This window comes from Peijinzhouia sedimentorum (assembly GCF_049340005.1).
In the GTDB taxonomy this organism is placed as follows: Bacteria; Bacteroidota; Bacteroidia; order Cytophagales; family Cyclobacteriaceae; genus CAXBDP01.
On the sequence record NZ_JBMPIY010000006.1, the window covers coordinates 221468 to 236198 of the forward strand.

At 40.4% G+C, this 14731-nt stretch carries 13 protein-coding genes; 7 read left to right on the forward strand and 6 right to left on the reverse strand.

Annotation, left to right across the window (positions count from 1 at the left end):
* Positions 1 to 2: 2 nt before the first annotated feature.
* The 4 genes from ACOXY8_RS10650 to ACOXY8_RS10665 all read right to left on the reverse strand — a co-directional run bounded on the left by ACOXY8_RS10650 (position 3) and on the right by ACOXY8_RS10665 (position 5816).
* Entirely contained in the window at positions 3 to 686 is a 684-nt protein-coding gene (locus ACOXY8_RS10650; protein WP_458331574.1) for a hypothetical protein, read from the reverse strand.
* A 181-nt stretch (positions 687 to 867) separates the two neighbouring features.
* Positions 868 to 2448, reverse strand: coding sequence for an amidohydrolase family protein (locus tag ACOXY8_RS10655; protein ID WP_458331587.1), 1581 nt, complete (start codon positions 2446 to 2448; stop codon positions 868 to 870).
* A gap of 136 nt (positions 2449 to 2584) precedes the next feature.
* Positions 2585 to 5116, reverse strand: a complete 2532-nt coding sequence (locus tag ACOXY8_RS10660; protein ID WP_458331575.1) for an ABC transporter permease — start codon at positions 5114 to 5116, stop codon at positions 2585 to 2587.
* A gap of 4 nt (positions 5117 to 5120) precedes the next feature.
* Positions 5121 to 5816 carry an ABC transporter ATP-binding protein gene (locus tag ACOXY8_RS10665; protein ID WP_458331576.1) on the reverse strand — a complete coding sequence of 232 codons (696 nt, stop codon included), beginning with the start codon at positions 5814 to 5816 and terminating at the stop codon, positions 5121 to 5123.
* Between the two features lie 95 nt (positions 5817 to 5911).
* On the opposite strand from ACOXY8_RS10665, the gene ACOXY8_RS10670 reads away from it, so the two are divergent.
* Positions 5912 to 6622, forward strand: coding sequence for an arylesterase (locus ACOXY8_RS10670; RefSeq protein ID WP_458331577.1), 711 nt, complete (start codon positions 5912 to 5914; stop codon positions 6620 to 6622).
* A gap of 2 nt (positions 6623 to 6624) precedes the next feature.
* A complete protein-coding gene (locus tag ACOXY8_RS10675; protein ID WP_458331578.1) occupies positions 6625 to 7107 on the forward strand; it encodes a Dps family protein in 483 nt (160 codons plus the stop codon).
* 159 nt (positions 7108 to 7266) lie between these two features.
* Here the strand turns inward: ACOXY8_RS10675 and ACOXY8_RS10680 are convergent, their stop codons facing one another.
* Positions 7267 to 8811: an IS1182 family transposase gene (locus ACOXY8_RS10680; protein ID WP_458331579.1), complete on the reverse strand. Its 1545-nt coding sequence runs from the start codon at positions 8809 to 8811 to the stop codon at positions 7267 to 7269.
* A 97-nt stretch (positions 8812 to 8908) separates the two neighbouring features.
* Complete coding sequence (locus ACOXY8_RS10685) at positions 8909 to 9382, reverse strand: DUF4293 domain-containing protein (RefSeq protein WP_458331580.1); 474 nt, start codon at positions 9380 to 9382, stop codon at positions 8909 to 8911.
* A 62-nt stretch (positions 9383 to 9444) separates the two neighbouring features.
* Between ACOXY8_RS10685 and ACOXY8_RS10690 the strand changes: the two genes are divergently transcribed.
* From ACOXY8_RS10690 to ACOXY8_RS10710, 5 genes are all read left to right on the forward strand, one after another.
* Entirely contained in the window at positions 9445 to 10644 is a 1200-nt protein-coding gene (locus tag ACOXY8_RS10690; RefSeq protein ID WP_458331581.1) for a thiolase family protein, read from the forward strand.
* Complete coding sequence (truA, locus tag ACOXY8_RS10695) at positions 10644 to 11399, forward strand: tRNA pseudouridine(38-40) synthase TruA (RefSeq protein ID WP_458331582.1); 756 nt, start codon at positions 10644 to 10646, stop codon at positions 11397 to 11399. Before ACOXY8_RS10690 ends, truA begins: the two co-directional genes overlap by 1 nt.
* A gap of 2 nt (positions 11400 to 11401) precedes the next feature.
* Positions 11402 to 13162: an ABC transporter ATP-binding protein gene (locus tag ACOXY8_RS10700; protein ID WP_458331583.1), complete on the forward strand. Its 1761-nt coding sequence runs from the start codon at positions 11402 to 11404 to the stop codon at positions 13160 to 13162.
* Between the two features lie 93 nt (positions 13163 to 13255).
* Entirely contained in the window at positions 13256 to 13870 is a 615-nt protein-coding gene (locus ACOXY8_RS10705; RefSeq protein WP_458331584.1) for a hypothetical protein, read from the forward strand.
* Positions 13867 to 14406, forward strand: coding sequence for a hypothetical protein (locus ACOXY8_RS10710; RefSeq protein ID WP_458331585.1), 540 nt, complete (start codon positions 13867 to 13869; stop codon positions 14404 to 14406). The genes ACOXY8_RS10705 and ACOXY8_RS10710 overlap by 4 nt, the downstream gene beginning before the upstream one ends.
* Positions 14407 to 14731: the final 325 nt, after the last annotated feature.

Sequence of the window (14731 nt, forward strand, 5' to 3'; positions counted from 1 at the left end):
TTTTACTTTTTAATAAGAATGATTTCCTTGATTTTTCCATTATCATCGAATACTAATTCATCTATAGCATTCAGATTCTTTTTCTGGTCTTTCAAGTACTCCAAATACTTTCTGATTGTAGTAGGGCGGTCATAATCGACAATGCCTCCAGAGCGATTAATGATAATTAATAATGGTGCATTATCTGAACTGAACATTCCAATTGTCTCATCAATTAAGCTATTAGCTTGATTAATAGAATTGGCTGTAGCAATATATTGGAAATAATTATTGAGTCGTTCACTTGCGGATTTTTCTGCTGGGTCTGTAGCGGGTGGTTGCATTGCGGCTCTATCAGCGGCAATTTTGTCCTCCACTCTGTTGATTAGGTCATTCACCTCAGCATCGTCAAGATTTAACCCTTTTATTCTGTTTAATTCTCTCTCTTTAGCTTCGATGCTCATTCCTCCCGCATCATTTAGGATAGCTTGAAGATCCAGTTTTGCTTGCTCTATTGCTCGAGCTCTTTCAGCCATCTCTCTTTCTCTTGCTTCTCGTGCTGCTTTTTTGGAGCTTTTACAACTCACTGTTCCAAATGCTAAGGAACAAGCTAGCACAATCATTAATAAATTTTTCAACCTATTGGCATTCCGATTTTTGTCGAGCTTGCCTAATTTAGGGTTGCGAATCATAGAATTTTCGCTCATGTCGGCTGTGGTTAAATGTTAAAATTAAAAATTAAATTTCTGTTTCCCTTTATTCTAAATAACTCTAGAACGAAAATTTGATCTTGTTCTGATGTTTATTTATCCAATCTTTGGAGTAATCGAAAATTCGAGGAATTGTATCAAAAAAAATGCCAGCAAAAGAGCTAGCATTTTTATTTTGCTATCGCTGCGATCCAGGCTGCTTAAGCTCTTGGATACCAGCATCAACTTTTGCTTTGTCTACTATTGCTTTTACATCTTGCAACAATTGCTTCGCATCGTAAACAATCCCATCCTTGATAGTATATTTTACTCCACCAACTCTTTCTACTTCATTACTGTCATTTACACGGATATGGCCAGTGCCATATAGAACTTTGAAGTTTCTTAGTGGATTTTCTTCTACCAAAATCATATCAGCGAGTTTACCTGGTTCAATAGTTCCAATTTGATCTTCCATTCCAAGTAATTCAGCTCCATTTAACGTAGCTGAGTTTATCACTTCCAAAGGATGAAAGCCAGCCTCCCGCAATAATTCCAATTCGCGAATGTAAGCGAAACCATAAAGCTGATAAATAAACCCACTATCCGAACCTGCCGTTACTCTTCCTCCACGATTTTTGTATTCATTTACAAAGGCCATCCATAATTGATAGTTTTCTTTCCAAGCTACTTCTTGCTCAGTACCCCAATCAAACCAGTAAGAGCCATGTGCCCTACGGTTCGGAGTGAAATATTGCCATAGTGAAGGTAATGTGTAGTCATCATGCCACTCTGCACGGCGAGCCATCATCAAATCTCTACTCGCTTCATATATATTAAATGTAGGATCGAGCGTGAAATCTAGCTCAAGTAATTCGTTCATTACCTTATTCCAATGTTCAGAACCAGGTTGTGCAGCTTGCTTCCATAGTTTACCCGCCTCGCCAAATCGATCTTGCTCGTTTTGGTAATTATAGTCTAAGCTGTAATTTTGTACGCGCTGATTAGTAAATAATGCCTCTGGCAATCCATACCAGTGTTCCATGGAGCTAAGTCCAGCTCTAGCGGAGTTCAATACATTCCAATCGAAAACATTCATTTGGGCATGGTGCATGGCTGAGCCTAAACCAAGCTTTTTGTTTTCTTCCAATGCAGCTTGCATTATGTCTGCTCGAGCACCAAAGAATTTGATGCCATCAGCGCCATTTTCGGCATTTTTTCTAACCCATGCTCTAGCTTGTTCAGGGGTGGTAATTGGCCCTTCGTGTCCTTGACCAAAACTTGTGTAAGCTAAAATTCGAGGAGCAGTAATTTCATTTTTGGCACTTTTGGCTTTGTGCTCCAAAACCCAATCCAAGCCGTTGCCAGCGGAGGGGTCTCTTACGGTGGTAACACCATGCGCCATCCATAATTTGAATACATATTCAGCTGGCGTTCCTTGGCCTACTCCACCAATGTGAGCATGGGCATCTACTAAGCCAGGCAATACATACATGCCTTCTGCATTTATTTCTTTATCATTCGGGCCGATTTCCGGACCACGATTTGGGTTGGTTGGTACACCGGGATAACCGACTGTATTTACGGAAACAATTTTATTTCCTTCAATTACAATATCAACTGGCCCGGTGGGAGGAGCACCATTTCCATTTATTAGTGTGGCACCTCTAATTACTAATTTGCCGTAAGGCCCATCTCCCTCAGCTCTGTCCGGAGCGGGAGGAATTGATCTTTGGGCAAATGCATTACCTACTATCAGCCCCATTAGTAGGCATAGCATTGTGATTTTATTAGTGAAGTTTTTCATACAGTAGAAGGTTGACTTTATATTTCTTCAATATAAGAAATGCAAGTCTAATTAAATATCACTTTTACCTTCTTGGTGGTATGATTTTAAGATTGGTAAAATCTACTCACTAAATTTCTGCTCTAAGTATTTCCAATGGTGGCCTTCCAATCACGCCACGACTATTCCAATAGCCAATAAACATGGTTAATGAAGTGATCAGCAAATAAGTAATCACTACTGGTAAACTTGCAGGTTGAAATACAGCATCGAAACTATATTTGGCAAGAATAGCCGTAGATGCAAACGCCAGAAGTATTCCGGTAAGCGAAGCCAAGCTACCCAAAATGAAATATTCGAAAAGTGTAATGGTTAGGATTTGCTTTTGACTACTGCCTAAAGTTCTCAATAAGACACTTTCTTTCAATCGCTGAAATTTCGATAGCGTAACTGAGCCCATCAAAACTACCAGGCCTGTGAGTATACTAAATAGTGCCATAAATCGAATGACAAAGGCGATTTTGGATAGAACTTCCTCTACGGTAGCTAATATTTGACCTAAATCCACAATAGATACGGTAGGGAAATTACGCACTACAGCTTGTTGGAATTTGGCTGAAACCATGGGGCTAGGGACTCTGGTTGTGATAATATGAAATTGGGGAGCATTTTCTAATACACCAGCAGGGAAAGTCACAAGGAAGTTTGATGAAACACGATTCCAATCCACTTTTCTGAAACTTGCCACTTGGCAAAGCATAGGCACACCTTGTACGTCAAAAATCAAACTATCACCAATATCCACTTTCATGGAGCCAGCAAAACCTTCTTCTATTGATATCGGAATTGCTCCACCAGGATTAGCACTTCCAATCCATTCGCCTTTTACAATGCTTTCTGTTTCGGAAAGTTCAGCTCGGTAGGAAACTCTGTATTCTCGAGTGAAAATACCGTCTCGCATCCTGATGGTACTATCATCACGAGCCATTTGGCGCGTTATGTCCTTGATCTTTAGCAAACGCATATTTACCACAGGATCCGATTGTAAAACCTCCAATTCACTTTCTTCCATCAATTGCTTAATGCTCTCCAATTGACTACTTTGTATATCGAACATCAGCAAGTTTGGTCTTTCATCTTCGCTGCTAAGTTCAACTTCTGCTACCAACAAATCTTGCACATAGAATACTGTACTAACCAGAGCCGTTCCCAAACCAATAGTGGCCAATAAAACCAAAGTTTGGTTGTGTGGACGATACAGATTGGCCAAACTTTGTCGCCAAACAAAGCCCCAAGAAACTGGGAAAAATTTGCGAACCAACCACATCACTAGCTTTGAAATCAATGCGATGATCCCGATTGCCACCAATAGTGCCAAGGTGAAATACCCGGCTTCTTGCCATTCACCTATTTGGTTGAAGGCAAAAAGGTAAATGAAGCCAATGATCAATCCGTAAACCAACCAATTGAGCCAATCTTTCTCTACTGCCTTGCTGCTAGATTCTGCGCGAATGGTCAATAATGGCGAAGCATTTCTGATTTGAATTAGTGGAGGTAATGCAAATAATATGGAAACAATAAGCCCTGTGATAATACCAAAGAATATACTTGGAAAAGATAGGGAAGTATCGACCGTAATAGGTAAAAAATCTTGTAAAACCAGCGGGAGGAGTTGTTGCACTCCTACGCCAATCAGTGCACCTATAATTGATCCAATTAAGCCCATCAGGCCTATTTGAATTACATATATTAAAAATGCTTGCAAGCCAGATACCCCCAAGCAACGCAAAATGGCTACTGTTGCAATTTTCTCTCTAATGTAAATAAATACCGAACTAGCCACGCCAACGCAACCTAAAAGTAAGGCCACAAAAGCCACCAATCCCAAGAATTTGTTCAGATTACCAAAGGCTCTATTTGTATCTTCTTTTCTCTCTTCTACAGTGTCAGCTCTCAGAACTTTATCACGTAAGGCTTCTTCATTTTCTTCTACCCATTTGTCTGGGTCGGTGCCATCGGCAAGTTGATAATAGCTAGTGTATTCTACTCGGCTACCTCTTTGAATTAGTTGGGTTCCTTCCAGATAATCCCAAGGAATAATCACCGCTGGAGCTACACTTGCCACAATGCCTGATTGCCCTGGAATGCCATCAAGTATGCCTACGATTTCGAAGCTCAATGCACCTACATTTACAGAATCACCAATTTTGGCATCATACTGCATCATTAGGGTTCTATCTACAAGTGCTTTTTGGCCTGTGAAAAATTCCTCCCGAGCTTCCAGTGGCTGAACCGCCAACGGTCCATAAAATGGATAAGAACCTTTCATCGCTCTTATCTGTGTGAGCCTTGCGCCATCATTGCTACTGAAGCTTGCCATAGAGGCAAATACAGCTACTTTTGCCGAATCAATAATGGGCATCGAAATGTAGATCGAGCTGGTATCATCCCGAGCCTCAATAGATAAATCAGCGCCGAGTAATTCTTTTGCCTGATTATTAATTTCCCTTGTTAGATTATCTCCAAATGAATTTATGGCTACAATGGCCGCAATTCCTAATACAATAGATGAGGTGAAAAGAAGAAGTCTAGATCGATTTTTTCGTGTGTCTCGCCATGCCATTTTCCATAGCCAAGACCAATTCACTTTATTATTTTCCATAGCTTTAAATCTCGCCTACAGCTTCCTTAAAGCTCTTTTGTTCTACTATTTTACCGCCTTTTAAGCGAATCATCCTTTGGGTTTTTTTAGCTAAATCTAAGTCGTGAGTTACCAATACTAATGTGGTGCCGACTTCACGGTTGATAGTGAAAAGTAAGTCCTCAATCATATTGCCTGTCTCTTCATCCAAATTACCAGTAGGCTCATCTGCGAATAAAATATCTGGGTTGTTAGAAAATGCTCTCGCTACAGCAACTCTTTGCTGCTCACCACCAGAAAGTTGGGTAGGGTAGTGGTTTTTTCTATCCGCCAAGCCCACTCTGCCGAGCCATTCTACGGCTGATTTGTAAGCATTTTTGTCACCTCTTAACTCCAGCGGAACCATCACATTTTCCAATGCTGTGAGCGTAGGTATAAGCTGAAAATTCTGAAATACAAAACCCACATATTTATTGCGAATAGCTGCTCTTTCATCCTCATTTAAGTTGTCAAGATTAATTCCCTTTAGAATTAATGAGCCTGAACTTGAGCGATCGAGCCCTGCGCATAAGCCGAGAAGTGTAGTTTTGCCACTGCCAGATGGACCCACAATGGCGAGGGTTTCACCTTTTTCTAAACTGAAGTTGACAGCGTCCAAGACAGTCAATTTTCCCGTTGCGGTTGGGTATGTTTTAGTCAGATTTTTTGCTTCTAATATCATATTTTTATCTAAGGAATTCCAAGGCAAAACGATTCAGAGCTTGAAATGGTTTATATATTGCAGTTGATACAATTCAATTCCGAAATTATTAAACAATGATAAAATTACTTAGAAGCTTCACGGGAGCGGTGTTCGTTTTCGTTTTGATGGTAAATGTAGCTTGTGAAAATAAACCAAATGCTGATAATGTAAGCAAACAAGCTGAAAATGAGGATCAGGCCATTTCTCAACAAAATAATGATGATGCGCGGGTTATCGTATTTTTTGGCAACAGTCTCACAGCTGGCTACGGCTTAGAACCTGAAGAAGCTTTCCCAGCAATTATACAAACTTATATCGATTCGTTGGGTTATAACTATAAAGTGGTAAATGCAGGAGTAAGTGGCGAAACAACGGCAAGCGGCAATTCTCGGGTGGATTGGATATTGAAACAGCCCTTAGATGTGTTCGTATTAGAATTAGGTGGGAATGATGGCCTAAGAGGAATCGATCCTGCTGAAACGAAAATTAATTTGCAGTCAATCATAGATAAAGTGAAAGAGGCAAAACCTGAGGCAACAATTGTATTGGCTGGGATGCAAGTTCCTCCAAATATGGGTGCAGAATATTCGGATGCATTTAGAGATTTGTATCCCGATTTGGCTGAAACAAATAACCTCCCGCTTATCGAATTTCTACTGGAAGGCGTTGGTGGAGATCCGGAATTGAACTTGCCAGATGGTATACATCCAACCGCTGAAGGGCACCAAATTGTAGCAGATAACGTTTGGAATACGTTGAAAGATAATATTAAAACAAATAGATAATTATGACTACTAAAAAACAATTAACATCGATCGGTTTAGATACTGACAAAACAAATTTATTAGCAGAGAAACTAAATGATTTACTAGCAAACTACTCCGTATTTTACATGAATGTGAGAGGTTACCACTGGAACATTCGTGGTCAGAAATTTTTTGAGCTTCATGTGAAATTCGAGGAGCTTTATAATGATCTTCAATTGAAAATTGATGAATTAGCAGAAAGAATTCTTACACTTGGTCATAGACCAATTCACTCATATTCAGTGTATATAGAGAAGTCTTCTGTGAAGGAAATAAAAGATGTAGCAGATGGAAATGAATGTGTAAAAGGAATTTTGGCTGCGCTACAAACACTTCTATTGAAGCAAAGAGATCTGCTGGAATTATCTGCTGAGGCAGACGATGAAGGAACAAATGCCCTGATGAGCGATTACATCCGTGAGCAAGAAAAGCTTGTGTGGATGTACAACTCATTTATGGGTTAACACAAAGTATTGAAATGAAAAGAGGCTGTCTCAAAAGTAAAATTTTAGACAGCCTTCTTTTTTTGTAATTTTTCTTTGTGTTGAGGATAGAAATTTAATTTTTCAGACCATTAGCCTTTTTTAGTTTTTTTTCAACCCAAAAAAGTGCTCCGCCGACCTTTAAGCTGCCAGTTTTGCTAGGTTGTGGGCAATAGCCAGCAAGCCCATTTCAACTTCCGTTTTGTCTAGCCCTCTTAGGTTAAATCGTTTGAACTTTCGATTCTGCTTTAGTTGACCAAATACGGCTTCCACATCTGCTGGTCTATTTTTACGTTTTTTGATTCCTTCTTCTGAGAGGAGTAATTCCTTTGCTTGTGCTTTATAGCTGGTAAGTTGCCAATTGACTTCTAATCGCTTATTTCCTTTCGCTTTCTTACAACTAGCAGCAAGTGGGCATCCTTTACAGTTTTGTGCTTGGTAAACGGCGTAGGTTTGTTGATAACCTGTGGAGGTTTTTCTACGCTTGGTACCTATTCTATTCATTTTCTGTCCCATCGGGCAGATGTATAGATCCTTGTTCGGATCGTAGTATAAATTGTGTAGAAGCTCATCCCTATGCGACTTCTTTTTGGCTTGTCTTTGTTCTTTATGGAAGTAAGGATACTTAATATAGGCATGTACGGATTCTTCTTGGGTCGCCAAGTAGTGATAATTTTCTTCACTGCCGTAGCCTGCATCTGCGGTAATGCAGGTAGGCAAAAGGTTGTAACGCTTCTTAAATTCTTCTAAATGAGGAATGAGTGTTGTTGTATCAGTAGGTTTTTGATGTAGGCTGAAGTGGGTAATAAACTGTTGATGGGTACTGATCTGAAGGTTGTAACCAGGCTTTAATTGACCGTTGCCCATGTGGTCTTCCTTCATGCGCATAAAGGTGGCATCCGTATCTGTTTTTGAGTAACTATTGCGCTCACCCAATAACTCCTGTTTCTGTTGATATTCCTGCAATTTTGCAGGCCAGTGTTTCTTGGCATACCCAAGCTTCTGCTTTACCTTCTTATCAACCTTCTTACCTGCGAGTGCTTGATTGATCTTTTCGATGGTCTGGGTAACCTTCTCTGGCTCAAGCTGAGTAAAGTTAGGAGGATCTTCACAAAGCTCCTCTTTGGCAAGCTGCTGAGTATAGGCCCAAAGCTCACCTAACTGCTTACTCATTTTCTCTTTACTGGTCTTAATGGCTTTTCCCCAGACAAAAGTGTATTTATTCGCATTCGCTTCTATTTTAGTCCCATCCGTATAGACCTCCTTTAAATCAAGGTGCCCACTCTCATGAAGCATCATAACCACTTGAGAAAAAACTTCTTTCAGCACATCCTTTAAGCGATCACTCCTAAATCGATTGAGTGTATTGTGATCTGGACGACTCATGCCAGCCAACCACATAAAATGAATATTTTCTTTAGTGGCAGCTTCTAGTTTCCTAGAAGAATATATATTGCTCAAATAGCCATAGACCAAAACCTTTAAAAGCATTTTGGGATGATAGCTACTAGTACCACCTCCTTTATACTTTCTTAAAATAGGCTGAATATCAAGGCGTTCAATAACTTGTTGAACAATGAGAACAGGATGGTTCGACTCGATAAGGTCTTCCAAATTTGGCGGAAGAAGAAGTAGTTGATTGGAATTGTAGTCTTTAAATACTACCTTTTGTCTGTTAGTTTGCACAACTCAAAATACAACTATTTTGAGAAACTACAAAAAAGAAGGCTGCCAAAAGCAGCCTTCAATTTTTAGAAAAAAGACTTTTGAGACAGCCTCTTTTTTATCTTAATCTATCAACAGATTTAACCAGTCGCTCATCGCGTCGGATAAATCTATTTGCCAGCAAATTGCAGACTAGTGCCGCGGCTGTTAGGTAATAGCCAACTACATATTCTCCTTGTGTGTTTGGGTCAATGATCTTTTCGGCTTGCATGGTTACATACAATCCGGAAAGTAAAAAGGCCGCCATAAAAAATGAAGAAAGTGCTCCAAGCTTAATTTGCACAAAGCGCTTTTTGAATCTTGTAATGGAATATGCCGCAGAAGCTGCCGCCGCAATAGCAAGTATTGCCAAATAGATGGTAGTTTTGGACTCCGTTTCTTGACCACCTTCATAAGTGTTCAGCGAAAAGGCCGTGAGTTCCATCGTTTTATTGATTTCTACATCGGATTTCGTCCATATAGGAACGAACAAGGTGCCGAGCATGCAAATGACAACTCCGAGAAGAAACAAGGTTTGAATTCTTTGTATCATGATAAGGACTGAATAAATTGGCCTGCAATTTAACCATTTTTAGTACCTAAAACGAAAATTTAATGAATACCGCATATATAGTTGATATCCTTCGCACTCCTGTTGGCAAGTTTGGTGGAACCCTCAGTTCCGTACGCCCCGACGATTTGGCCGCGCATGTAATTTCGAGTTTGCTAGCTCGCAATCCCAATTTTGATCCAGCTGCAACAGAAGACGTGATATTCGGTGCGGCAAACCAAGCAGGAGAAGATAATCGGGATGTAGCAAGAATGGCCTTGCTACTTGCCAAAATGCCAATTTCAGTTGGTGGAGTAACGGTAAATAGATTGTGTGCTTCCGGCTTACAAGCGATTATGGACGCTACACGGGGAATCAAAGCTGGCGATGGCGATGCATTTGTAGCGGGAGGTGTAGAAAGTATGACGCGTGCACCATTTGTAATGGCTAAGTCGGAACAGGCTTTTGGTAGAAATGTAGAAATATATGATACAACAATCGGTTGGAGGTTTACCAATCCTGCACTTTCCAAATTACATCATCCTTATGGAATGGGCGAAACTGCCGAAAATGTAGCTGAACAGTGGAAAATATCGCGGGAGGAACAAGATGAGTTTGCCTTCAATTCACAGCGAAAATATCAGGAAGCGCATGCGGCAGGCAAATTCAAAGATGAAATCGTTGCGGTAAACATTCCGCAGCGCAAAGCAGATCCAATCGTCTTCGATACCGATGAGCATCCTCGCTTTTCGCCACTGGAGAAGTTAGCCAATTTGCAACCTGCTTTTAGAAAAGATGGCACAGTTACCGCTGGCAATTCCTCAGGAATCAACGATGGCTCAGCAGCCTGCCTTATCGTAAATGAAGAAACGCTGAAAAAGTATAATCTGAAACCCATGGCAAGAGTGGTTTCAGTAGCCATTGCAGGCGTATCGCCAGATATTATGGGAATTGGCCCAGTACCTGCGACGCAAAAAGCATTGAAAAGAGCTGGACTTACAATGAACGAAATAGGGCTAATAGAACTGAATGAGGCTTTTGCAGCACAGTCTATTGCTTGTATTAGAGATTTGAATTTGAATCCAGACATTATCAATGTGAATGGCGGATCTATTGCCATAGGTCACCCACTTGGAGCAAGTGGAGGCAGAATATCAGCAACCTTGCTACATGAAATGAAGCGTAGAAATGTACGATATGGTCTTGCAACTATGTGCGTGGGCGTAGGTCAAGGTGCGGCTATAATTTATGAAAACCTTGCCTAATGCGATACTTCCTAGAACTTGCCTATAAAGGGACAGCCTATCATGGCTGGCAATTGCAAAATAATGCCATAAGTGTGCAGGCAAAAGTTGAGGAAGCGCTATTCATAATATTAAAGGAGAAAATTCGAGTTCACGGAAGTGGTCGAACAGACACGGGTGTACATGCGCAGCAGCAATTTGCTCATTTTGACATTGATCGGGAGTTGGATCCAAAAGATGCGTTACACAAATTCAATGCAGTATTGCCAATGGACATTCGCGCCAAAGCGTTGCATCTGGTGCGTTACAACGCCAATGCCCGATTCGACGCAACGGAGCGATCTTATGAATACCGAATTGTAATGGAGCAAAATCCGTTTCTTCAGAATTTGGCTTTGTACCTGCCCTACGATTTGGATTTGGAAGCAATGAACACAGCCGCGAGTTATTTCATAGGCAAACAAGATTTTGAAGCACTAACTAGAGCCAAGGCCGAAGTGAATAATTATATTTGCGATGTTCGTCGTGCGGAATGGCAATTAGAAAACTCTTTGATAGTTTTCCATGTTTCTGCAAACAGGTTTCTGCATGGCATGGTTAGGGCAATGGTTGGCACTTGTCTAGAAGTAGGCAAAGGAAAGCAAAGCCCGGAATATGTAAAAGATGTTTTGGCCTCTAAAGACCGAAAAGAAGCCGGAAAGGCAGCGAGTCCAAGTGGTTTATTTTTAACAAGGGTGGTTTATCCTCCCGCTATTTTTCTTGAAAGGAACAATTAGAATTGGATAAAGAGAATGTCAGCGGCAATATTATAGATTGGAGTGTTCTGCGCCGTCTTGCCAAGTTTTTGAAACCTTACAAAGGGAAATTCTATCTGCTGATTTTTCTCACTTTTGCTTTGGCCATATTGGGGCCAGCACGTCCACTACTTATCCAAATTGCCATTGATGATTATGTAGCCAAAAGCGATTACGATGGACTCGTTTGGATGATCGTGGTGTTAGTTGTAGCCCTAATTCTCCAAGCATATGTGCAATATCTTCACACTTATCAGTCTGGATGGATGGGGCAGCATATTATCAAGGATATCCGCGTAAAGTTGTATCAGCATTTGGTGAAATTGCGACTCAAGTTTTTTGACAATACACCCATTGGCCGATTGGTAACTAGGAATATTTCGGATGTGGAAACGCTGTCGGATGTATTTACCGAAGGTCTTGCTGCTATGATTGGTGATTTGCTTCAGTTGGTATTTATCCTCGGCGTGATGTTCTACACCGATTGGAAATTGACACTGATAAGCCTAAGTACCCTCCCGCTTTTGATTTTAAGTACTTATGTGTTCAAAGAGAAAATCAAGGTTGCATTTAACGAGGTGCGAAATGCCGTTTCCAATCTCAATTCATTTGTACAAGAGCATATAACTGGAATGGCAATTGTGCAGGTTTTCAATGCCGAAAAAAGAGAACATAAGAAATTCGACGAGATCAATAAGGAGCATAGAAGAGCCAATTTGAAATCAGTTCTTTATTACTCCATTTACTTCCCAGTGGCGGAAGTGATTCAGGCTGCGGGTATAGGCTTACTGGTGTGGTTTGGCTCCAAAGCTGTTATTGGTGAGGAAGTTACCGTTGGAGTGCTGATCGCATTTATTATGTATATCCAGATGTTTTTCCGCCCGATTCGTTTGATTGCCGATAGATACAATACGCTGCAGTTGGGCGTAGTGAGCTCGGCGCGGATTTTCAAACTCTTGGACAATAATGAACACCTGCCAAACAACGGAATCTATGTGCCTGAGAAGATCGACGGCCATGTGCAATTCGATAATGTGTGGTTTGCCTACAATGACGAAGATTATGTACTTAAGGATATAAGCTTTGAAGTGAAGCCAGGTGAAATTGTGGCTTTTGTAGGCGCTACGGGTGCTGGCAAATCATCGGTGATCAATTTGCTAAGCCGTTTTTACGATATCAATAGAGGTGAAATAAAATTAGACGGTAGAAATATTTCAGATTATGAATTAGGTGCGTTGAGAAGAAATATTGGTGTGGTAATGCAAGATGTGTTTCTATTCTCTGATACGATTTTTCGAAATATCACACTGGGCAATCCAGATATCACCATGGAAGAGGTGCGGGAGGCAGCCGACTTGGTAGGCGCACTTAAATTTATAGAGCGACTTCCAGGTGGCTTCGAGTATAATGTGATGGAGCGTGGCGCCACACTTTCTGTAGGTCAGCGACAATTGATATCATTTGTGCGAGCAATGGTGTACAATCCAAAAATCATTGTGTTGGATGAAGCTACTTCGTCGGTAGATTCGGAAACGGAAGGGATGATACAAGAAGCGATTGAGAAATTGATGAAAGGCCGAACGTCCATCGTAATTGCTCACAGATTGAGCACCATACAGCATGCAAGCCAAATAATAGTGCTAGACAAAGGTGAAATAAAAGAACGCGGAACGCACGATGAATTATTGACATTGGAGGGATTTTATAATACCCTGTATCAAATGCAGTACAAGGAAGTCGTATAAATTATATGTTGGCGTATTTATTTCATTGAAAAATCAGCATTGGTTTATTTTTTCTGCATATTGAATTAGTTTTGACCATCAAATAAAATAGATATGCTGAATCTTGTTCGTAAATTTCTCATTCTGCTTGTCTTTGTATTTGCTCCAGCTTTACTTTTTGCTCAAGAGTTTGATAATGGTGTGGGTCTGCGATTAGGCGACCCATTTGGTATTACTTACAAAAAGTATCTAAGCCCAACCCGAGCAGCAGAATTTATAGCTGGCTCAAGTGGGAATCGATGGAATACAAGTTATTATAAAAAGTCTTTTGAGCGGATCAATCGTTTCGATGATTATTTGTACTACAATCATCGACTAGATTATACCATTGCCTTCAATGCCAGATATCTGTTTCACAATAAATTTAAGGAAGATGTAGATGGACTGCAATGGTACTATGGTGCGGGTTTGCATTTGCGATTTGTTTCGGTAGAGTATGAATACATACGGCAGGAAGATGTAGATGAATACCAAACAGCAGATCGTTTCTTCGAAGGACATACCAATTTTGATGTGGGGCCGGAAGTAATTATCGGTACAGAATATACGCTTTATGATGCGCCAATCACCTTTTATGGGGAAGTAAGTTTGTTTGGCGAAGTGGTAGACAGTCCATTTGCCTTTCGCTTTTATGGTGCTTTTGGTATCAGATACAATTGGAATAAATGATGTCTAAGAAAAAGAAAATTATCATTGGAGCAGTAGCTGTAATTATGCTGTCACTTGCAGGACTGTACGTGTATTTAGGAGGACTCAATACTATTGACATCAGTATACAAAATGTACAAGGTCCATACAGAATAGTAGGCGTAGATTTTGAAGGACGCCCCACGGATAAGCGTGTACGTGAGTATTTTTTCGATTTCCGCGAACGAATTGAGAAGGGTGAGTTGAAGGGCAGGTTAACAATGGTATACTTCAGGGATGCAGAGACAAAGCGAAATGAAGTGAAGCTTTTTATGGGTGTAATCCTCGATGAGATTCCAGCGGAAATTCCTGATGAATTTAGAATAATGGGCGTGGAGGTGAGCGAAGTAGTAGAAGCCAGACTAGAAGTGCATAATATTGTAATGCCCAGCCCTGCAAGTATAGAAGAACGTATGATCGCCTTCGCCCAAAATGCTGGCTACAGCCACCAACCTATTTCCATTGAAATTTATAGTCCGGATAATTCAGTTAGGGTGCATATTCCTGTGGGGAGGTAGAAGATTTTAAGCTTTATTGACATTTTTAAGGAGTGCCGTTTTGTGAAAGCCAAAGGGTATTATTTAAATTTTGGAATCTAATTTTTGCCACAATTACTCTATTGTTTATTTTGGGGAATATATCATTAGCACTTTCATCGGTGATACAAGCTCCTACAATAATCAATAATATCCTAATATTTAATTGTAAGTTAATAAATGCTTATAGAAGAAAGATATATTAGAATATTATAAAAGATGTTTTCATTGGCATAATACTGAAAAATAGTTGGTGAAACGCCCATATAGGCTTTGACTATCAATAAGTTACGTAGAGTTTACTGAA